We start from the raw sequence: 20456 nt of genomic DNA, 5'->3' as shown, positions 1-20456 counted from the left end.
CCACTTTACAACTGCCTGACGAATAAATGCAAATTGGCATTTATTCATGTTTGTTACAAGGATGCTAACGCTTCACTCAGCTTGGTCACACCGATAACTTCCATTCCCTCTGGTGGCTTTTTAGGTGCATTAGCTTTAGGAACGATCGCACGTTTAAAACCGTGTTTAGCTGCTTCAACTAAGCGCTCTTGACCATTAGGTACAGGACGAATTTCACCAGACAATCCCACCTCACCAAACACCACTAAATCGTTGGGAAGAACGTTGCTTCTAAAACTCGACACCATTGCCATTAATAAAGTTAAATCTGCACTGGTTTCAGTCACTTTTACACCGCCAACGACATTTACAAACACATCTTGATCCGACATTTGCAAGCCACCATGTCGATGCATAACCGCTAACAGCATGGCTAGACGGTTAGCATCCATACCAACAGCGACTCGCCTTGGATGCGACATTGAAGAATTGTCCACCAGCACTTGCAACTCCACCAATAAAGGACGTGTGCCTTCCCATACCACCATAACTAATGAGCCGGATGCTTCACCTTCTCCACGAGATAAAAAGATAGCTGAAGGATTGGCGACCTCTTTCAATCCGCGCTCTGTCATCGCAAACACGCCCAGTTCATTAATGGCGCCAAAACGGTTTTTATGGGAGCGTAAAGTTCGGTAACGGCTATCACTGTCACCTTCGAACATCACCGAGCAATCAATGCAATGCTCCAACACTTTTGGGCCGGCAAGACTGCCATCTTTGGTAACGTGACCCACCATAATCACAGCAATGCCTTGTTGTTTAGCAAATCGAGTCAAATATGAAGCAGACTCTCTGACTTGCGAAACACTACCGGGAGATGAGGTAACATCCGCCATGTGCATGACTTGAATTGAGTCAACAACGATGAGTTTTGGGTTTTCCTTTACCGCGATATCACAAATACGTTCAACACTGGTTTCCGATAACATACGAAGTTTATCTGTAGGAAGCCCTAAGCGATGGGCACGCATGGCTACTTGTTGCAATGACTCCTCACCTGTGACGTACAGTGCAGGCATGGTTTCCGCCAACTGACATAAGGTTTGCAATAACAAGGTACTTTTACCGGCTCCCGGATGACCACCGATCAAAATTGCCGATCCCGGCACAATTCCGCCGCCTAAGACTCGGTCAAACTCAGTAAAAGAACTAGGAATACGAGGCAGTTCATTTAAATCAATTTCATTTAAGGTTTGTACTTCACTGGCACCCTCACCGGCATATCCACTAAACTGTGAGCCTTTACTGGCTTTGACTGAGCCTAAGCGAACCTCAGTGATCGTATTCCACTCTTTACACGCAGAACACTGTCCTTGCCAACGAGGAAAGTCTTGTCCACATTCATTACAAACAAATGCCGTTTTATTTTTTGCCATTGGATTTCGAAACCGTTAAAAAAGTAACAAATTCGCCAGAAATACATTACACTTGAGCTCCGTCAAAGTAACACTGGCATTGGTTTTGCTAGATTGTTCTAATTCAAAAAAAGCCTTAAGCTAGCACCTTACAAAGTTGATCATTTACTAATGATCACAAGGAGTAAGACTAACAGGCTAACCCTAATTTAGCACGACAAAGAATCGACACATGAGTTTTGATCAAGTAAAAGCCCATCTAATTGAACAGTTAAAGCCATTTTTAATGGAAGATGACTTTGAAGAATTTTTTGAGCAGTTAACCACGGACGAAAATAGTACTGATCGTTTTTTATTAAAAATGGAGTTGAACCGCTTAAGTGCAAAGTGTAATCGTGTCATCGATCTAAGAGATAAATCGAACTTACCTTGTTCAACATTTACCTTTGATACACAAACTCATTTTTTAGACGAGCCAGCTATAGCCAGCTTTAAAGCGGCTGTAAGCCGTTATAAAAATCAATATACTCTTGGTGCATATGAAGAGGTCATGGCCGAACATAAGCACCGCTTACAAACCGTCCAAGTTGATGGTAATAAAGAAAATCTCAGAGATGAATTTATTATTCCAGGTGTAGTATTAGGAACTTACTATAACCGCAGTGAAGAGCGCATGAACTACAGCGTCCACATTACGGTCGCTCAAGCGGGCAAAATTGATGTTGAGGGCTCTACACTCGACCTTTCTGTTCATGGTGCGCGTATTAGACTCTCACATAAGCACAACCTTGATATACGTAAGCCGATTCTGGTTAAAATCACAGAGCTAAATGAAGAATACTATTACGATGAGCTACAGCAAGGTATTGAATATGAAATTGTCGATATTGAAGAGGAAGGCAATTTTCATATTTTCAGATTAAAGCGAGCCAGTGGCAGTGAGCAACTATCTCAGCTTTTAGCTAAGTTGATAAGAGACTTTAAATATCGCTATAAAGTCGATGTCAATGAGGTTTATACCAATACCTTAGGTTTAGGTTATGAACGACATTTATTGCCGCACTTGCGCCACTTACCATTATTTTTAAATGCCGATAAAAATCAACTGACTCACGCACTCATTAGCCCTGAGAATCAGGCTATAAAGAGTTACTTTACTGACGAAAATGATGTTTGTCAGTTAGGTCAAACACTAACACCAAAGCGTATAGAAAAACATATCGTAGCACCTAACGCCCCAGAGCATAACTTGCTGTATTGTTTCACTCATATTGCCAAAGATCATGTTTACTATTATTCAGCGACACTGCACGAGCTGCAAAACCACGCTTTAAAAGCGTTGTTTTTTAAATTTGGTTCTCAAAAACCAAGTTGGCGAGTATTTAAAATATCAAGTTTAGAAATTGATAAAGCCCGTGGCTTTAAGGCTTCTATTATTCCCGGTGATGACAGCCATTACTCACCTTTAGTAGAGCAACAATTAAACTTATTTAGCCATGTTCTCCATTTATCTAATCTGACTAATGAAGTCGATCGCCATAGCTATCAACAAGCGCAGTCGACATCTACCCCAAATTTGCTGAAAGTCTTTGCACAAACCAAAGATAAAGCATCTCAACTTAAATTTACCGCACTGGCTTTCGCTGAGCGACGTCAAGAGCCAAGATATAGCTTTAAAACTGAGGTGAGCATTCAGCAGAATGGTAAAACCATGATTGGTCATTCTCAAGATATTTCAACCAAAGGACTACAACTTGCGTTGCCTAACACGACTGATTTTATGAGTGACCAACCTGTTTTGCTTGGCTTCCCTAAGCTACAAGCGTTAGCAGGAAAGACTCAATTATTAAATCTTCCCTATCGATTGGTACTGCAACGCAATAACGGTCAACAGCTTCATTTAGTTGCTGCACAATCTGACGAGCCACACCGCGGTGTCACCTTTATGAATCGATTGATCATTCACAACGAAGAAAAGCTTAAACAACTTTCTGAATCGGGTGATCAATCTGGTGAATTATCGGATGGCTTAAAAAACCTAGTCATGCGCAAACTGCCTGCCACGCCGATTTTTATCGAAAAAACTCAAAAATCGGCCAAGTTATCTGCGATTGCCATCAGTTCTGAGCGCGATCCTGTTGCCGAGTTATTCGCCGCCAAAGCGAAAGAGAGCTTTACCTACGATCTTTCTCCGCTATTTGAAGGCGGTTTCTTCAAAAAGCAGATTGTCAGCTTCATCAGACGTACTAAGTCCAATCAAGAAATGATGAGTATCGACTTTTATCTGCACCTGATCCGAGGCTCTCGTGGTACTTTTACTCTTAAAGCCATCACAAAAAATCAACTTAAAACGGTTGATGAGCAAGTTGAATACATTAAAACGGGTCAAAAGCTAGGTAAGTTTATCGCATTGCGTATTTATGTGGGCGTAACGGGCAAACCAGACTTAAAATATATCCAACAAGAAAGGCATTATATTGCCAGACATGCCGCACATAAGGCCAAGATGTTAGAAGAGAAACTTTGGTATACCGTAGGAGTTGGTGAAATCATGGATATCACTGCTGAAGTCATGCACCGTTGTTTACCTCAAAATTAATGATTATTCATATAACTTCAATTTATGAAAATATTGTATATAACATAGGTAAAAGGCCTAAACAGTTTCTCAACAAATCATCAAAAACTGATTAGACTGCAAAACGGGGGATATTTAAGAAATGCCGGAGTGCATTGGCTTAAATATAGTTTCATTGTAAGACCATGAGGTTTTACTAAGGATACGTTATGGTGACTTCAGTACGTTCTGGCATTGCTCCTTGTGAGCCAACTGTCGGTCTCGAAGCAAGGAAAAGACGTAAATCCAATAGTGATTTGGTCGAAGGTAGGGATTACTTCATCGAAAGTGTATTAGATGAAGATAATGAACAGAGTCAAAGTCGTAATAAGCAGTCTCAACAAGAGTTTGGTGGTTTTCACGAGTCATTAGATCATGCTGACTCAAAATCTTCTGACTCCTTAAAACAAGGGTTTTCCATAAAGCGATTGAGTGATGGATTTATTGCCAAGGCACTTAAGCGTTTAATTGCGCTTTAACGGATATTTTGGGCAATAGACTTATTCATTTCTTCTAGCATGGTTTGCATGCTATTGATTAGGCTTACACTCACGTTATAGGTTTGCATGATTTTTTGAAGTTGTAACTGAGCTTGAGAGACAAAGTCAGACGCTCGATTAGAGACATTTTCTAAGGCATCTTTTACAGCTTCTAGCTGCCCTTTATCCAGTTTAACTGTTGCTAGGCTGTCATCCGGCTTAGGATCATCGAAGCTTCCTTTGTACGTTTTACCATTCAATACATAAGTAACGTCTTTGCCATCGGTAGAGACTTGAACTTTAGCAGGATCAATCGTTTCTTGAATGACACCACCTTTTCCATCATCTAATTCAGCATAAGACTGAAATGTCCCATCATCATAACGAAACAAGTCTAGCTTTTGGCCATCACTAGAAGTTAAAAAAATATGAGCTTGTGGCTCAGGTGGTTTTGTTGGGTGATTCAAGTAGTCATCAATAGACTTGCCGTCGACTTGAATACCATTATTACGCATATAATCAATTACATCTTGAGGGAGAGGTTCAGCACCTTTATCGCCTTCCTTAGATACTTTCGCAATGACCTCATTAACTTCATTCGCCTCGTCCTGCGCATCACGCGAAACTTTGGCTTTTTCTTGCATCTCACGATACTTTTGCCCCGCCAATTCAGACAGTAAATCCATAAACAAATAAAGTACCGCAATGCCACCGGATAATACTGAATCGCCATTAAAAGCGAGCGTGTAGTCGGTATCAGGACTCGGTATACCAAGCCCTACTGAAGCTCCAACGCCAAAATGTGAATTGACATAATCAACATTGGAATGAACAAGCACTGGGCCTCTAGACGAATCAGACATGGCATAACCTTATTGGTGTACGATTATACCATTATGCTGATCTCAGATTAGAAAGATTTTAAAAAGAGGCAATAACCCCACCAAACTGGTCTAACCAGCTAAGGTAAAATTGCCGTAATAGCATCCAAACCTAAATGATTAATGGAAACCTGAGCTTGCTGCTGCACCGCTGGTTTGGCATAAAAAGCAATACCCAGCTCTGCGGCTTTCATCATAGGGATATCATTAGCGCCATCACCCACTGCCACAGTCTGACTCATTGCAACCTCATGCTGTTCAGCTAATGCCTTTAAAATATCGGCCTTTGCTTGGGCATCAACCACCTTACCGATAACTTTGCCTGTTAACTTGCCATCAATGATTTCCAGTTCATTGGCAAAAGCACCATCTAGACCTAACTTTCCTTTTAAATGATTAACAAAAGGCATAAAACCACCTGAAGCGACGGCCACAACCCAACCGTAGGCTTTTAGCTCTTTAACCATAGACTCCAAGCCTTGAGTCAATGGCAATTCATTACAAAGTTGCTGAATAACGCTGGCATCAAGCCCTTCTAACAATGCGACTCTTTGACGTAAACTTTCCTCAAAATCCAAATGCCCTTGCATGGCCAACTCTGTCACTTCTGAGACTCGGTCACCGATACCCGCTAATTTAGCCAGTTCATCAATACATTCAATTTGAATAGCAGTAGAGTCCATATCCATCAGTAATACACCTTTATGTTTAAGCTTTGGTGTGACTAGTGACAATGCGACCACTTCAACTTCGGTATGGGTAAATAAGCTCTCAATATTAATATCGCTTGAACAAACAATATCGATATAACCTACCCCTGACTGGGTTTTTCCTTGGTGTATTTCCTTGGCACCTTGTATTTGACATAGCTGAGCTTCAATTGCATCCAACCCTGTACAGTTTTGGTAAATCAGTCGGTAAGTTTCCGTGGTATTCATTTTATAGCTTTTTCCAAGTGCATAATGGTGGGTATTGATGGAGATAAATACAATAACAAAATATTGATGTAAATAGTAAAAACAGTCTATTAAACACAGTGGACAATAACATTGATTTAACACTTCAGCTTTGTTACTTTCAATGCCATCACATTAAACGGAATGCATTAATGAAAACTTGGACAAAGACAGCCTGCGCACTGGCTATTTTAGCGGTATCTCAAACAGCATTTGCTTCTGAAGCACCTCAATCTCAACGCGAGCTTTTTAATCAAGCTTACAGCCAATATAAAGAGGCCATTACTGAACGCAAAAACTTTAATGCCGTTAAATATGCCAAGCAATCATATCAACTAGGCAAAATCCTTTATAAAGACTCACCCAAAGATCTTGCTGCTCTGACAGTCAATTATGCGACGTCATTATCTAATATTCGCCAATCAGATAAGAAAAAAAGAAAAGCAACTTTCAAAAAAGCGAAAGCATTATTTGTCGAAGCACTGGCCTTATATCAAGATATTGAGCCTGCTCAAACCACAGCTATGATCGACACCCACCTAAAAAAAGCGAAAGTGATGTCTACCCCTAGCGGAACAAAAGCTGAAATCGAAAAAGCGTTAGAACTAGCTGGAAAAAACGGGGATGAAGTCTTTGTCGCAAAAGTAAAAATGCTGGCATTTGAGACCTTAAATAGAGGTAAATTTTCTCACCACCTTAGAGATCTTACCCTCGAGGCATTCGATACCTTCCAAAAAAAATTACCCGAAAATGCCATGGATCGCGTATTAGCTGAGTTTCAAGTAGCTCGAATCTATCAAGGTGAAAAAAAGCCAGAAAAAGCAGAAAAGCTGTATTTAAACGTGATTAAGCAATTTGATACTTTAGACTACAGTCATCCCTTTAAGTTAGGCGCCCATTCTCGTTTAGTTTCAATCTACGAAAAGCAAGGTGACAGCGATAAGTCAACTGAGCATTGTATCGCGATTGGTAAGATGAAGCCCTGGGATGACAATCAAGATCCTGTGCCACTGTATAGAACCGCCATGGATTATCCAGCTATCTACGCCATGAGAAGAAAAGAAGGCTATGTAGTGCTGTCTTTCACTATCTCACAAACTGGGACAGTAAAAGATATTGAAATATTAGACTCTAAGGGTGGACACAGATTTGAAACCTCAGCGAAAAAAACGCTAGAAAGCTGGCGCTACGCCCCTAAATTTGAAAATGGTAAAGCCGTTGATGCCAAGAATATGAAAATTAGACTGGATTTCACTTTGAGTTAACTTTTATCCAAACAATAAAGGCCGCAAATGCGGCCTTTAATTCGACTATTAGAAATTACAGCTCAACAACTGCATCTAAAGTCATTTCGATCATTTCGTTGAACGTAGTTTGACGCTCATCAGAAGTGGTCGCTTCACCAGTACGGATGTGATCAGATACTGTTACAACGCACAGTGCTTTTGCACCGTATTCAGCCGCAACACCGTATAGGCCAGCCGCTTCCATTTCTACACCTAGAACGCCCATTTTTTCCATTTTGTCGAACATTTCTGGTTGTGGCGTGTAGAAAAGATCCGCAGAGAATATGTTACCAACACGGTGCTTAATGCCACGCTTGTCAGCAGCATCAACTACGGCTTTTAATAGACCATAGTCAGCGATAGCAGCGAAATCTTGACCACCGAAACGAATACGGTTTACTTGTGAATCAGTACAAGCGCCCATACCAACAATAACGTCACGAACTTTAACGTCAGTACTGATAGCACCACAGCTACCAACACGGATCAGGTTTTTAACGCCGTAATCTTTAACAAGCTCAGTAGCATAGATTGAGCAAGAAGGAATGCCCATACCAGAACCCATTACAGATACACGAGTACCTTTATAAGTACCTGTAAAGCCAAGCATGTTACGTACGTCAGTTACTTGCTCAACATTCTCTAGGAAAGTTTCTGCAATGTATTTTGCGCGTAGTGGATCACCAGGAAAAAGAACGGTTTCTGCAAAAGCGCCATCTGCCGCATTAATGTGTGGTGTAGCCATCGTTATTAACCCCTATATTTTTAATATCATCAAACTAGCATCAACTAATTTGGTGTAATTTAACGACTTTAATTAAATTTTTCACTTAAATACTGCCCAATTACTGTTAATTGGACAGTCAGTATTCAAATTTGGTTAGCCTACGAAAGATGTTCCGTATTCCATTGGCTCTAATTGGTAGTATGAAGCAATGGATTGCCCCATATCAGCAAAAGTCTCTCTCCCGCCTAATGAACCTGCTTTAAGGCCAGCACCTAATGCTAATACAGGTACATGTTCACGAGTATGATCGGTACCAGTCCAAGTTGGATCACAACCATGATCGGCAGTCAGAAGTAACAAATCATCTGCTTCTAGAATGTCTAATAGCTCTGGTAATCGAGAATCAAAGTATTCAAGTGCACGAGCATAGCCCGCTACGTCACGACGGTGACCGTAGTGAGAGTCAAAATCTACAAAGTTAGTAAATACGATAGTACGTTCACCGGCTTGCTTAACTTGCTCTAACGTTGCATCAAATAACGCTTCTAAGCCATTCGCTTTTACTTTTTGAGTGATGCCGCAGTGCGCGTAGATATCAGCAATCTTACCAACACTTACCACTTCACCGCCTGCTTCTTGAAGCTTTTGTAATACGGTTTTTGAAGGTGGCTCGATTGAGTAATCACGACGGTTACCAGTACGAGCAAAGTTCTTTGCATCAGGGCCATTGAAAGGACGAGCAATAACGCGACCGATAGTGTATGGCTCTAGCTCTTCACGAACGATTTCGCATAACTTGTATAAGTTATCTAAACCAAAGGTATCTTCATGACAAGCGATTTGGAAGACGGAGTCAGCTGAGGTATAGAAAATCGGTAGACCGCTTTTCATGTGCTCTTCACCTAACTCTTCAAGAATCGCTGTGCCAGATGCATGGCAGTTACCTAAAAAGCCGTCTAACCCTGCACGCTCAAGAATTTTATCGGTTAATTCTTTAGGAAAAGAGTTTTGTTTATCATGGAAGTAACCCCAATCGAACAATACTGGCACACCAGCGATTTCCCAGTGACCGCTTGGGGTGTCTTTACCCGAGCTGATCTCCTTCGCATAACCGTATGAACCAGTAACAGTGATATCATCACCAAAGCCCATTGGGAACTCACCCGTGCTTTCTTTAGCGGCATGAGCCAAACCAAGTTTTGCAAGGTTTGGCAATTTTAATGGACCTTCACGACCATCATTAGCACGACCTTCTGCACAGGCTTTTGCAATATGACCAAAAGTATCTGAGCCTACATCACCAAACGCTTCAGCATCACCGGCAGCGCCGATACCGAACGAGTCCAGCATTAAAATTACAGTACGTTTCATTTTATAAATCCTCTGCGCGAATGGCTTTGTATACTTCAACTTGCTTTTCTGGTTGAGTATCACTTACTTCAATCGCAGCTTTTACCGCAGCAGCGGCTTCTTCAAATCCAGCTTCTGTTTGGGCGTGAACCATAGCTAATGGCTTATCTGCATTAATTTCATCACCTAATGCACACACCTCTGTTAGACCTACACTATAGTCTAACGCATCGCCCGGTTTACGACGTCCGCCACCAAGGGACACAACGGATAAACCAAGCTCACGAGTATTCATGCTGTGAGCAAATCCTGATTTATCGGCATACACAGGACGAATAATTGATGCCTGTGGTAAATACTTATCGTATGACTCAACGAAATCAGTTGGACCGCCTAAACCAGACACCATTCTACCAAAAATTTCAGCCGCACGACCATTGTCTAATACAGCATTAAGTTTATCTCTTGCTTCTGCCTGAGTCGCGGCTAGGCCACCAAGCACAAGCATTTCTTGGCAAAGTGACATAGTGACTTCATACAAACGAGGGTTGCGGTAACGACCCGTCAAGAAATCAATCGCTTCTTTCACTTCAACAGCATTACCCGCTGAAGACGCTAATACTTGGTTCATATCCGTTAGAATAGCGGTAGTTTTAGTACCTGCACCGTTTGCAACAGCGGTAATGCTACGAGCCAGTTCTTCGGATGCTTCATAGGTCGGCATAAATGCGCCAGTACCTACTTTCACATCCATCACAAGCGATTCTAAACCTGCTGCAAGCTTTTTAGAAAGGATTGAAGCCGTGATCAATGAAATAGACTCAACCGTAGCCGTATTATCACGAATCGAATAGAAGCGTTTATCCGCAGGTACTAAATCACCCGTTTGACCAATGATTGCAACACCGACTTCTTTTACTACTTTACTTAGCAGTGTATTATCCGCTTCGGTATTGTAACCAGGGATCGCATCAAACTTGTCTAACGTCCCCCCAGTGTGACCAAGACCACGACCAGAAATCATTGGAACATAACCACCACAAGCTGCCACCATAGGGCCAAGCATTAGACTGGTTACGTCACCGACACCACCTGTACTGTGTTTATCGACAATCGGGCCATCAAGATGTAAATGATCCCAGTTTAATACGGTACCAGAGTCACGCATGGCAGATGTTATAGCGACACGTTCATCCATGTTCATATCATTAAAATATACGGCCATACCTAATGCGGCGATTTGGCCTTCGGAAACGGCGCCGTTGACAATGCCGTTAACAAAAAATTGAATTTCTTCCGTGCTTAACGCTTCTCCGTTACGCTTCTTACGAATGATTTCCTGTGCTAGAAACATACAGCTACTCCGAAGTACCTTCACACCGATTGATGGCAGATACAAAATGCAAGATTAAAGACAAAATGTAGTAATTTTTCTAAATAGTATCGAAGTTTTATTGGGGCAAAAGGGAGTTAGATCACAGATATAAATACCAGCACCATCGGATCTGTCATTATGAGATCAAATGACGCCAGTATTCACACTTTTAGATACTATTAGTAACCTTGATTTGCCGCTGGAGCGTCAGCTAATTCAAGAGTATGCAATAGGCTGTTAAGCAGGCTTGAAGCACCGAAACGGAAGGTACGTGGAGTGATCCAGTCGTCACCTAAAATGTCAGCCGCTTTGCCTAAGAATTCAGCTGTTTGTGCCGCATCACGAACACCACCAGCAGGCTTGAAACCAACCTTAGTGTTTTTCTCTTTGATCACTGTTAGCATGATTTCAGCCGCTTCAATGGTTGCATTTACAGGTACTTTACCAGTTGAAGTCTTAATGAAATCTGCACCAGCATCGATAGAGATTTCAGACGCTTTACGGATAAGCGCGGGATCTTTAAGTTCACCAGACTCGATGATCACTTTCAAGATAGCTTTATCGCCACACGCTTCTTTACACGCTTTAACTAACTCGAAACCAACTTCTTCATTACCTGCCATAAGAGCACGGTATGGGAATACTACGTCTACTTCATCTGCGCCATAAGCAACAGCAGCTTTAGTTTCAGTTACTGCAATCTCAACGTCATCGTTACCATGTGGGAAGTTAGTTACTGTTGCAATTGGCATATGCTCAGCACCTAGCTCACGGAATGTTTTACGTGCGATAGGAATAAAGCGCGGGTAAATACAAATTGCGGCAGTATGACCAGCAGCCGTTTGTGACTTTTTACAAAGCTCAATCACTTTTTGATCGGTATCGTCATCGTTAAGCGTTGTAAGATCCATTAAAGAAATGCCACGTTTTGCAGCCAGTTTTAAATCAGTCATGATGTTTCTCCATCCAAAAAATATTCTGATCTGCACACCTAATATCAAGCTAGGCGCACCATAAAAAATAAATGAGTTATTTGTTTCATTTCTAAGTAATCAAGATCAGCAACAATTCAATCAATGCATGTCACCGAAACTTAGCCATAGCAAAGATTACATACAGCAGTACCAAGATTTTGTTATTGGTATGGATTGTTGGTACTTATAAGTATTCAATGCCTTACCTAAAGCAGTAAGGCTATCTTGACTATTCAGTCACGACTTGAATCCTTGAAGACCGGAGAAGAGGAGCTTGGGTTACCCCAGAAAAGTTTGTTCCACTTTCCGCGAAAAGTCCTTTTTAGCGCGAGGTAGCTCTATATCGAGCAAAATTTTTATCTGAAACTACTTCAAAAATAAACTCAAATAAAAACTTCTAAAAAATAGAAGCCGCATTATGCGGCTCCTAATTTCAAAATTCAAATTAGAATTTGTAAGTTGCAGCCAAGAAGTGAGTCAAACCAGTACTTCTTAGACCAACTTTACCGCCACCGTTCTTGATGGTGTAAATGTTTTTGTAGCTCTTAAGACCATAACCTACAGAGTAACGGTCTGAGTGCCAGTAGAAGCCTAGGAAAGCAGTACCACCGTTGCTTACTTTAGGTACGAACTCATTACCTTTGTCAGTAGCAGCGAATTGATAATCAACATAGCCTTGGAAAGAGATAAAGCTCTTGTTTGAGAAGAAGATGAAAGGCTTGAACCAGTTTGCAGAGAACTGATAACCGTTCCAGTCTTTTGCATTGATGTCGTAAGTTGCGTATAGGTTCATGCCAGTTTTACCTAACCATGGAACCATTACGTCCGCACCAAGACCCCAGAATGACATATTCACGTCACCATCATAAGTCTTACCATCAGCAGCTTTACCTTTGATAGCACCGCCACCGAAGTTAAATAGCGTTGAGAAGTAAACTTCTTTAACAGGACCGAAAGAAAGATCTTTACCTGTAATAGCATCTAAAGAGAAACGTGGGTTGAATTTCAAGAACATTTTGCTCTTGCCTGGGCCCTTATCAGTTTTGCTAGTGCTGCGGTTGGTTAGGTTAAATACATCTAAATAACCATAGTAATCCATAACACCGGCACGGCCACCAAATTCAAGCTCTAGGTAGTTATGCTCATCACCACCTTTAAGGTTTTGTGGTTTTTCACCAAATGCATACATTAAGTTCGCTTGCATCCACTTGTAGTCAGTTGCGTGAACGTCAGTGCGGTCTGCTGCGAAAGCGTTACCAGACAGCGCTGCTAAACCTACTGCAGCCAAAGCAAAGCTTTTTACTTTTTTCATCATTAACCCCATTTTTTGAGTTTCTGCCTTATATGACAGTGTTTTTATTTGCACGTGTATTTTACCTAGTTCCAGCAGCATAACCAATGGTTTAAAAGCAAAATACAAACATAAAATTCTGAAGTGTGAACGATATCTTATTTTTTTAATTATTTAGATATGCAATTGTTAGAATATTGTAAAGGCACAGTTTGATAGAAATAGCTATGTCTTCCTTGAACTCAACACAGCCAATTTGAAATACGGTTAGTTAACTTATTTGGGAGAGAAAGCGGCAACCAGAGGTTGCCGCAAGAAGTGCATTACAGTGCTAAGAATAGACCTGCAAGTGTTGCACTCATCAGGTTAGCTAGAGAACCTGCAACTACCGCACGCAGACCTAGACGAGCAAGGTCGTGACGACGGCTTGGCGCCATAGCACCTAGACCACCTAGAAGAATCGCAATAGAAGAAAGGTTAGCGAATCCACATAGAGCGAAAGAGATAATCGCTTTAGTACGGTCAGTCATTGGTAGACCAGTTTGTGCTACAGCTTTGAAGCCTTCAGCCGCTGGGTCTAACATGTATGGAGCGAAGTTCAAGTATGCTACGAACTCGTTCACAATTACTTTTTGACCGATGAATGAACCAGCAACAAATGCTTCGTTCCATGGTACACCGATTAGGAATGCTAGTGGCATAAACACATAACCTAGGATCATTTCTAGACTAAGTTGTGGGAAGCCGAACCAACCACCGATACCACCAAGGATACCGTTCATCATTGCAATTAGACCAACGAATGCGATAAGCATTGCACCTACGTTAAGTGCTAAGTGCATACCAGATGAAGCACCTGAAGCAGCAGCGTCTAGTACGTTAGCTGGCTTGTCAGGATCTTCTGGAAGATCTTCCATATCATCTTTAACTTCGTCAGTTTCAGGGTGCATCAGCTTAGCCATTAATAGACCACCTGGTGCTGCCATGAACGATGCTGCAACTAGGTACTCAATCGGTACACCCATTTGCGCATAACCTGCTAATACAGAACCTGCGATAGAAGCTAGACCACCAACCATGATAGCGAATAGCTCTGACTGAGACATAGAGGCAATAAACGGACGCACGATAAGTGGTGCTTCAGTTTGACCTACGAAGATGTTCGCAGTTGCTGACATAGACTCAGTACGTGAAGTACCTAGTGCCTTTTGTAGACCACCACCAATGATGCGGATAACCCACTGCATGATGCCTAAATAATATAGAACAGCGATTAAAGAAGAGAAGAAGATAATAACTGGCAATACGTTGATTGCGAAGATAAAACCAACTTTAAAATGTGCTAAATCACCAAATAGGAAACCGATACCATCTTTTGAGTAACCGATAACGCTAGAAACGCCATCTGAAACTGCTTTAAGAATATCTTTACCTACTGGTACGTATAGAACAAAACCACCGAAAGCCGCTTGAATCGCTAACGCACCACCAACGGTACGAAAGTTAATTGCTTTCTTATTGTTTGAAAGTAGGAATGCGATCCCCATAAGGACAGCGATACCTACAAGACTCATTAGAATATCCATGAACCATCACCCTAAATGTTAACGTTTATTATTTTGTTGTTAACCAACCCATTTCGAGGGGGATTATACCTAAGCAACAAATAAAAAGCGTTGTGTGGATCATACTTTTGAAATCTAACAGAGTGAAAATAACACGGCGTTAACAGCCTTTAACCTATAGTGTTTTTATTTATCTCTTTTAGACTCAAAAACATGAGAAAAATTTATCACTAATTGTTCTGAAACTAGGATAGAAGGTTTAGCTGACAGTTTGCTTAATTTAGAAACGATTTCTGTAAGTAAAAGCGGAGAATTTCGAACTTCATCACTGTTTTTCGGCAACATCGACGGGGAATCTGTTTCAATTAAAAAGTTTTCTAGAGGAAATACCTTAACAATTTGGTGAAGTTTGTTTGCATCTTCGTTAAGTAATAAGCCACCAATGCCGAGCTTAAAACCTAAATTAATATAGTGCTCAGCCACTTGAGGAGAGCCATAAAAACCGTGGATCACTCCCGCTGATCTTGGTCGATAGCGTTGTAATCGCTCAATGACTTCATTGTGAGCTTTTACGGCATGGATGATCAAAGGCTTTTCAAGCTCAATTGAAAGTTGAATCTGCCTTTCAAAACAATCTAATTGTTGCGACCAGTTTCGTTTTCTTATTTTATCAAGTCCTGTCTCACCAATTGCGACAAAGTTTGGGTTATCTAGATGTCGCTTACACTCCTCTATCAGCAACTCAATATCATAACTAACATCTTCACCGATAAACCAAGGATGTATCCCTAGACCAAACGGGCAGCCAAATTCAGTGCTCACTTGCAGTTGCTTTTTCCAATGCAATGGAGAAATACCGGGAAGTAAGGCACCGCGAATCCTTTGCGCTTTCATCTTGGCAAAAAGCTCTACGCGATCATCATCAAAAACATCAAAATCTAAATGCGCGTGACTGTCAATTAACATGACTTTCTTCCTTTCACAAAAAAGGTCGCTATTGCGACCTCTTTAGTATGACATTGATTAATGTTCACGGGTTTTAGCAAACTTGATGTCTGGATAACGCTCCATACTCAAGCTTAAATTTACCATGGTTGGTGCAATGTAAGTCAGATTATCACCGCCATCAAGGGCAAGGTTAGTACTGCATTTACGACGGAAATCTTCTAGCTTACGCTCGTCATCACAATAAACCCAACGAGCCGTCGCTACGCTTACTGACTCATATATTGCTTCAACGTTGTATTCAGTCTTTAAGCGTCCTACAACGACTTCAAACTGTAGCACACCAACTGCACCTACAATTAAGTCATTGGTATCTAATGGACGAAATACCTGTACTGCCCCTTCTTCAGAAAGCTGTACCAGCCCTTTTAGCAATTGCTTTTGCTTAAGTGGATCACGTAAACGAATGCGACGGAACAGCTCTGGCGCAAAGTTTGGTACACCTGTAAAGCGCATCATTTCACCTTGAGTGAAAGTATCACCAATCTTAATGGTGCCGTGGTTATGAAGACCAATAATATCACCAGGGTAAGCAGTTTCAGCACGCTCACGATCCCCAGCCATAAAGGTCAGAGCATCACTGACATTAATATCTTTACCAAGGCGCACATGACGCATTTTCATACCTTGTTTGTACTCACCAGAGCAAATACGCATGAAGGCGACACGATCACGGTGTTTCGGATCCATGTTGGCTTGAATTTTAAACACAAAACCAGAGAACTTTTCTTCGTTTGGTTCTACGTTTCTTTCTTCGGTCTCACGAGGTTGCGGAATAGGTGCCCACTCAACGATACCGTCAAGAATATGGTCAACACCAAAGTTACCTAATGCGGTACCAAAATAGACAGGCGTCATTTCACCTTTTAAGAAAGCATCATGATCAAACTCAGGGCAAGCACCTACAACCAGTTCTAATTCATCGCGTAAATCATCCGCATATGAGCCAATCGCTTCATCAAGCTCAGGGTTATCTAGCCCTTTGATCACTACAGAGTCTTGAATGGTATGACCCATACCCGTTTGATAGAGTACAGTTTCATCGCGAAGAATGTGATAAACACCTTTAAACTCTTTACCACAACCAATAGGCCAAGTGATTGGTGAGCAAGAAATTTTCAAAACCTCTTCAACTTCATCCATCAATTCAATTGGATCACGAATATCACGATCAAGCTTGTTCATGAAAGTCACAATTGGCGTATCACGCAAACGTGTCACTTCCATTAACTTAATGGTACGTTCCTCTACACCTTTTGCCGAATCAATCACCATTAAGCAAGAATCTACCGCTGTTAATGTACGATAAGTATCTTCAGAGAAGTCTTCGTGACCAGGAGTATCAAGCAGGTTTACTAAAGCATCAGCATAAGGAAATTGCATGACCGATGTTGTAATCGAAATACCACGGTCTTTCTCCATTTCCATCCAGTCTGATTTAGCATGCTGACCAGACTTTTTACCTTTAACGGTTCCCGCTTTTTGCAGTGCTTGTCCGAACAAAAGCACTTTTTCAGTAATAGTTGTTTTACCCGCATCTGGGTGAGAGATGATCGCAAAGGTGCGACGCTTCGAGACTTGCTCTGGCACTGACATCGACATGAATTGTTTCTTCTTTAGCAATTTGAAAAATCATTTTGCGCACATTTTCCCTGAAATTAGCCAATGAAACAATCAAGAGCTCTAAATTTTGTTTTCTACTGCATCTATGCACATGCACTCAGACTAATTTTTACATAACTGCTGAAATCATCGTCTTCAACATCTCCGCTCATACCCTCATCTTCAAAATCTTCGACTGTCTCTTCCAAACGTTTGTTGACGGTATCTTTGACTAAGCCTCGAAATTCCTCATAAACATTCAATAGTTCCAAACACTGTTGACGCTTGCCATTCAACATAAATAGATCGGTTTTTATATGGCTAATTAGACCAGAAATAACAAGCTTTAAATCTGATGATTTACTCGTATTTCTGTACAATCTAAGTGCATAATGAAGAGGAACTTCCTTTTTAGCGTTACGTAAATTAGCTTTAGCACTTTGCTGATTTAATACTAAAAGGACTAAGGGTGCATTGTGCAAATGGATAGCCAAAAACAGAGGAGATGCAAGCGTATCACCATAAGAAGCTACCGCCGAAAAATCACCGCTATTAAATAAAAATATAGTGATCTGTACTGCACTTTTTTCAAAACAAAAACTCAGTAAATTCGACCTGAATTTCATTTGAGTTGCCAGTTGACTTTGTTTTATTCCTGTTTTTACAAACTCAGAAAATAAAAATTCATTAGCCTTCAACTTCTCAAATACCTCTATATTATCAGTCTCAATTACGTGCACAATAAAGCGGTTAAATGTACTTTGATTAATGTGCTGAAGGTGCTGCAGTAATTCAAATTCATTCCATCTATGTATCACCTGCTCGACTTCTGAGTCTGATAAAAAAGTGTTGCTTTTTAATTTAACGATCAGTGTTGTTTCCTTCTGCTCCTCTGGTGTCAAATAGTTAAAAAATTGAGCGCAAAACTGTTGGCTCAAGCTATGCTGTGCCGGAGGTATTTGCAACGACGCTGCAATTTGAGATCTTAAAAATGGCTTCTTATCAATTAACCAATCCAGTTTTTGAGCAACAACGACTACTTGCAATCGATTTGGCTGTTTAACACCTTGGTTCAAAGCTAAAAAACTTAACAGTTCATCAAACGATTCAACCGTTCCTACTGTTAATTCAAAAAGATGATTTACCGCTTCATCCGGCAAGCTATCTAAATGTAAGCCTTGTACGTCAGCCATAGTAACGGCTCTAGTCTCATAGTCTTCGACCATCCAAAAAAAACTTCCCTCTGGGGTATATTTCAAAACCTTTTCGGGCTTTCGGCTTAATTTGATCTCACATACAGTTCTTGTTTTTTCGAGCGCTTTTGCCGCTATAGCCTGAAGGTTTAACTTAATTTCTTTAACTGAAATGCTCACTAACGTATTTGCATCCATGAGATCAGCTTCAGTACAAATCTCTTCATCTCCAGCTATACGTTGTAACGGGCCACAAATTTGCTTGAATAACTCTTTTTGTAAGGAATGAAGCTTAGCCACTTTAGACTCTGCAAAAGTTGCTTCTTGAAAATAATCAAGTGGAATATGTATCGCTTCAATCCAATGTTCGTCACTACGCACTATTTCAGTTAAGCTAAGTAATACAGCGTCTCTGTTTTGTACTTCTAATAGAGTCAATCGCTTGCTTAAAACTTCTAAGGAACTCACGGCTTCATGACAAAAGTTACCTGTTAATTGCCTGTTTAGTTCATCATCACCAACTTTTGATAATTCTTCTTTTAGCTTTTCCTGTGTAGATAACGATAACTCGGATAAACATACCCATTCAGCTCTTAACGCCTGATATTCTGACAACGCTTTGCTGAGCTCAGATGAAAGTTGCTTAAACACATACTGAGTCAATAAAATTGGATGTAAAGCGGCTTCAACTTTAGCTTTATAGCCTTTTAAAAACTTTTCTTTAAAACCAAACTGGGTCGCACTGTTAGTATATTTAGGGACACCAAACTGATCAGCAAAATGGTTAACCAGCCCATCTTCAATATGCACCTGATTTTTTGATAACGCCTCTTTAGAATCACTATCCGTGAACCCTATTAAATGCTGCCTTGCAACCGCTTTCATAACTTCACGCTTATAGAGTTTCAATGCTTGTACGTTAAAGTTACTTTCCACATCTAAAGCTTCATGGATATTATTTACAGTTTCTTGAATCCCTGGCATACAGAGCTCGATGGAATGGATTAAATTGTCAAATAATCGCTTCCTTTGATGTAGGGACAGAGTATTTCCCTCAAGGATCTCAATCGCGCGACGGAAGTCATCAGTAAAACCAGCAAAAGCAATCTCTCTGAATTCTTTAGCTGTCATGTATGTGACTTTATAATCGTCACTTTTCACAAAAAGATGTGACCAAAATGTTTCTTGAGCTATTTCGAACCTTGGGCAATGAAACTCTTTGTCTAAGGCTCTTAAGCGTTCTATGTCTTGCTTATATTGCTGCTTTAAGTCTGTAAAACTATGTGTTTGGCGATAGCGAGTTAGATCACCGTGTATGGAAGGAGAATACAGAACAACTTGTAACTTAGTGGCCTCAGTATTCGGGCTAGCAAACTGGTTAACCACGCCAACGTTAGCTTCAACAGCTGCAGCACACATATAAACCTCCAACAACGTTTAAAGTTTCAAGCCAACTGAATATCAAGGCATTCTCACTTTTCTTCACGGTTTAGTGCAATTTGAATAATGCAATTCTATAAAGTTCAATTAATGAGCAAGAGGCAAAAGGAATAAGTTATTCCAAAAAAGAATCAGCAAAATGATGTTCTAGCTTAAGTGAGCTCTGCGCGATAAAAACCGAAATTAACTACACCTAAATGCCAAATGAAACTGGTCTAATGAATTTTTATACAACATTAGCGTTACAATATAACAATAGTTAGGTTTCTTGCTCGATTATAATATGAAACTCTTGTGATCAAACGAGCAATAACAATA

General features: G+C 40.7%; 15 protein-coding genes. 3 read left to right on the top strand and 12 right to left on the bottom strand.

Annotation, left to right across the window (positions count from 1 at the left end):
* Positions 1-53 precede the first annotated feature (53 nt).
* On the bottom strand, positions 54-1418 hold the full coding sequence (radA, locus tag E2H97_RS03275; protein WP_133405805.1) for a DNA repair protein RadA: 1365 nt from the start codon (positions 1416-1418) through the stop codon (positions 54-56).
* Positions 1419-1629: 211 nt separating this feature from the next.
* Here radA and E2H97_RS03270 point away from each other — a divergent pair, with 211 nt between their 5' ends.
* Together E2H97_RS03270 and E2H97_RS03265 are read left to right on the top strand one after the other, a co-directional pair.
* Entirely contained in the window at positions 1630-3996 is a 2367-nt protein-coding gene (locus tag E2H97_RS03270; protein ID WP_133405804.1) for a PilZ domain-containing protein, read from the top strand.
* Between the two features lie 188 nt (positions 3997-4184).
* Entirely contained in the window at positions 4185-4493 is a 309-nt protein-coding gene (locus tag E2H97_RS03265; protein ID WP_133405803.1) for a hypothetical protein, read from the top strand.
* Here E2H97_RS03265 and E2H97_RS18975 read toward each other — a convergent pair.
* Both E2H97_RS18975 and serB read right to left on the bottom strand, forming a co-directional pair.
* A complete protein-coding gene (locus E2H97_RS18975) occupies positions 4490-5356 on the bottom strand; it encodes a secretion protein EspA (protein WP_246029049.1) in 867 nt (288 codons plus the stop codon). The two genes, E2H97_RS03265 and E2H97_RS18975, sit on opposite strands and share 4 nt — an antisense overlap.
* Positions 5357-5454: 98 nt before the next feature.
* Positions 5455-6312, bottom strand: coding sequence for a phosphoserine phosphatase SerB (serB, locus tag E2H97_RS03250; protein WP_133405802.1), 858 nt, complete (start codon positions 6310-6312; stop codon positions 5455-5457).
* A gap of 170 nt (positions 6313-6482) precedes the next feature.
* Between serB and E2H97_RS03245 the strand changes: the two genes are divergently transcribed.
* Entirely contained in the window at positions 6483-7595 is a 1113-nt protein-coding gene (locus E2H97_RS03245) for an energy transducer TonB (protein ID WP_133405801.1), read from the top strand.
* 55 nt (positions 7596-7650) lie between these two features.
* Here E2H97_RS03245 and deoD read toward each other — a convergent pair whose 3' ends face one another.
* From deoD to E2H97_RS03200, 9 genes are all read right to left on the bottom strand, one after another.
* Entirely contained in the window at positions 7651-8361 is a 711-nt protein-coding gene (gene deoD / locus E2H97_RS03240; RefSeq protein ID WP_133405800.1) for a purine-nucleoside phosphorylase, read from the bottom strand.
* A gap of 135 nt (positions 8362-8496) precedes the next feature.
* Positions 8497-9714, bottom strand: a complete 1218-nt coding sequence (locus E2H97_RS03235; protein WP_133405799.1) for a phosphopentomutase — start codon at positions 9712-9714, stop codon at positions 8497-8499.
* Between the two features lies 1 nt (position 9715).
* Positions 9716-11047, bottom strand: a complete 1332-nt coding sequence (deoA, locus tag E2H97_RS03230; RefSeq protein WP_133405798.1) for a thymidine phosphorylase — start codon at positions 11045-11047, stop codon at positions 9716-9718.
* A gap of 200 nt (positions 11048-11247) precedes the next feature.
* Positions 11248-12021: a deoxyribose-phosphate aldolase gene (gene deoC / locus E2H97_RS03225; RefSeq protein WP_133405797.1), complete on the bottom strand. Its 774-nt coding sequence runs from the start codon at positions 12019-12021 to the stop codon at positions 11248-11250.
* Positions 12022-12487: 466 nt separating this feature from the next.
* The gene (locus E2H97_RS03220) at positions 12488-13354 is read right to left on the bottom strand and encodes a nucleoside-specific channel-forming Tsx family protein (protein ID WP_133408559.1); all 867 of its coding nucleotides are present in this window, start codon (positions 13352-13354) and stop codon (positions 12488-12490) included.
* Positions 13355-13656: 302 nt separating this feature from the next.
* The gene (locus tag E2H97_RS03215; protein WP_133405796.1) at positions 13657-14919 is read right to left on the bottom strand and encodes a NupC/NupG family nucleoside CNT transporter; all 1263 of its coding nucleotides are present in this window, start codon (positions 14917-14919) and stop codon (positions 13657-13659) included.
* 165 nt (positions 14920-15084) lie between these two features.
* On the bottom strand, positions 15085-15864 hold the full coding sequence (locus E2H97_RS03210) for a TatD family hydrolase (protein WP_133405795.1): 780 nt from the start codon (positions 15862-15864) through the stop codon (positions 15085-15087).
* Positions 15865-15921: 57 nt separating this feature from the next.
* Positions 15922-17505 carry a peptide chain release factor 3 gene (prfC, locus tag E2H97_RS03205; RefSeq protein ID WP_133405794.1) on the bottom strand — a complete coding sequence of 528 codons (1584 nt, stop codon included), beginning with the start codon at positions 17503-17505 and terminating at the stop codon, positions 15922-15924.
* A 104-nt stretch (positions 17506-17609) separates the two neighbouring features.
* A complete protein-coding gene (locus E2H97_RS03200) occupies positions 17610-20117 on the bottom strand; it encodes a hypothetical protein (protein WP_170308238.1) in 2508 nt (835 codons plus the stop codon).
* Positions 20118-20456 lie beyond the last annotated feature (339 nt).

The organism is Parashewanella tropica (genome assembly GCF_004358445.1).
GTDB classification, from domain to species: Bacteria; Pseudomonadota; Gammaproteobacteria; order Enterobacterales; family Shewanellaceae; genus Parashewanella; species Parashewanella tropica.
The sequence above is the reverse complement of the archived record's forward strand: the minus strand, read 5'-3'. Positions and strand labels throughout refer to the sequence as shown.

Coding starts and splice junctions, on each gene's coding strand:
- deoC (WP_133405797.1), bottom strand. CDS start 12,021: ATGACTGATTTAAAACTGGCTGCAAAACGTGGCATTTCTTTAATGGAT.
- E2H97_RS03245 (WP_133405801.1), top strand. CDS start 6,483: ATGAAAACTTGGACAAAGACAGCCTGCGCACTGGCTATTTTAGCGGTA.
- deoD (WP_133405800.1), bottom strand. CDS start 8,361: ATGGCTACACCACACATTAATGCGGCAGATGGCGCTTTTGCAGAAACC.
- deoA (WP_133405798.1), bottom strand. CDS start 11,047: ATGTTTCTAGCACAGGAAATCATTCGTAAGAAGCGTAACGGAGAAGCG.
- E2H97_RS03215 (WP_133405796.1), bottom strand. CDS start 14,919: ATGGATATTCTAATGAGTCTTGTAGGTATCGCTGTCCTTATGGGGATC.
- prfC (WP_133405794.1), bottom strand. CDS start 17,505: ATGTCGATGTCAGTGCCAGAGCAAGTCTCGAAGCGTCGCACCTTTGCG.
- E2H97_RS03270 (WP_133405804.1), top strand. CDS start 1,630: ATGAGTTTTGATCAAGTAAAAGCCCATCTAATTGAACAGTTAAAGCCA.
- radA (WP_133405805.1), bottom strand. CDS start 1,418: ATGGCAAAAAATAAAACGGCATTTGTTTGTAATGAATGTGGACAAGAC.
- E2H97_RS03220 (WP_133408559.1), bottom strand. CDS start 13,354: ATGAAAAAAGTAAAAAGCTTTGCTTTGGCTGCAGTAGGTTTAGCAGCG.
- E2H97_RS03265 (WP_133405803.1), top strand. CDS start 4,185: ATGGTGACTTCAGTACGTTCTGGCATTGCTCCTTGTGAGCCAACTGTC.
- E2H97_RS18975 (WP_246029049.1), bottom strand. CDS start 5,356: ATGTCTGATTCGTCTAGAGGCCCAGTGCTTGTTCATTCCAATGTTGAT.
- serB (WP_133405802.1), bottom strand. CDS start 6,312: ATGAATACCACGGAAACTTACCGACTGATTTACCAAAACTGTACAGGG.
- E2H97_RS03200 (WP_170308238.1), bottom strand. CDS start 20,117: ATGTGTGCTGCAGCTGTTGAAGCTAACGTTGGCGTGGTTAACCAGTTT.
- E2H97_RS03235 (WP_133405799.1), bottom strand. CDS start 9,714: ATGAAACGTACTGTAATTTTAATGCTGGACTCGTTCGGTATCGGCGCT.
- E2H97_RS03210 (WP_133405795.1), bottom strand. CDS start 15,864: ATGTTAATTGACAGTCACGCGCATTTAGATTTTGATGTTTTTGATGAT.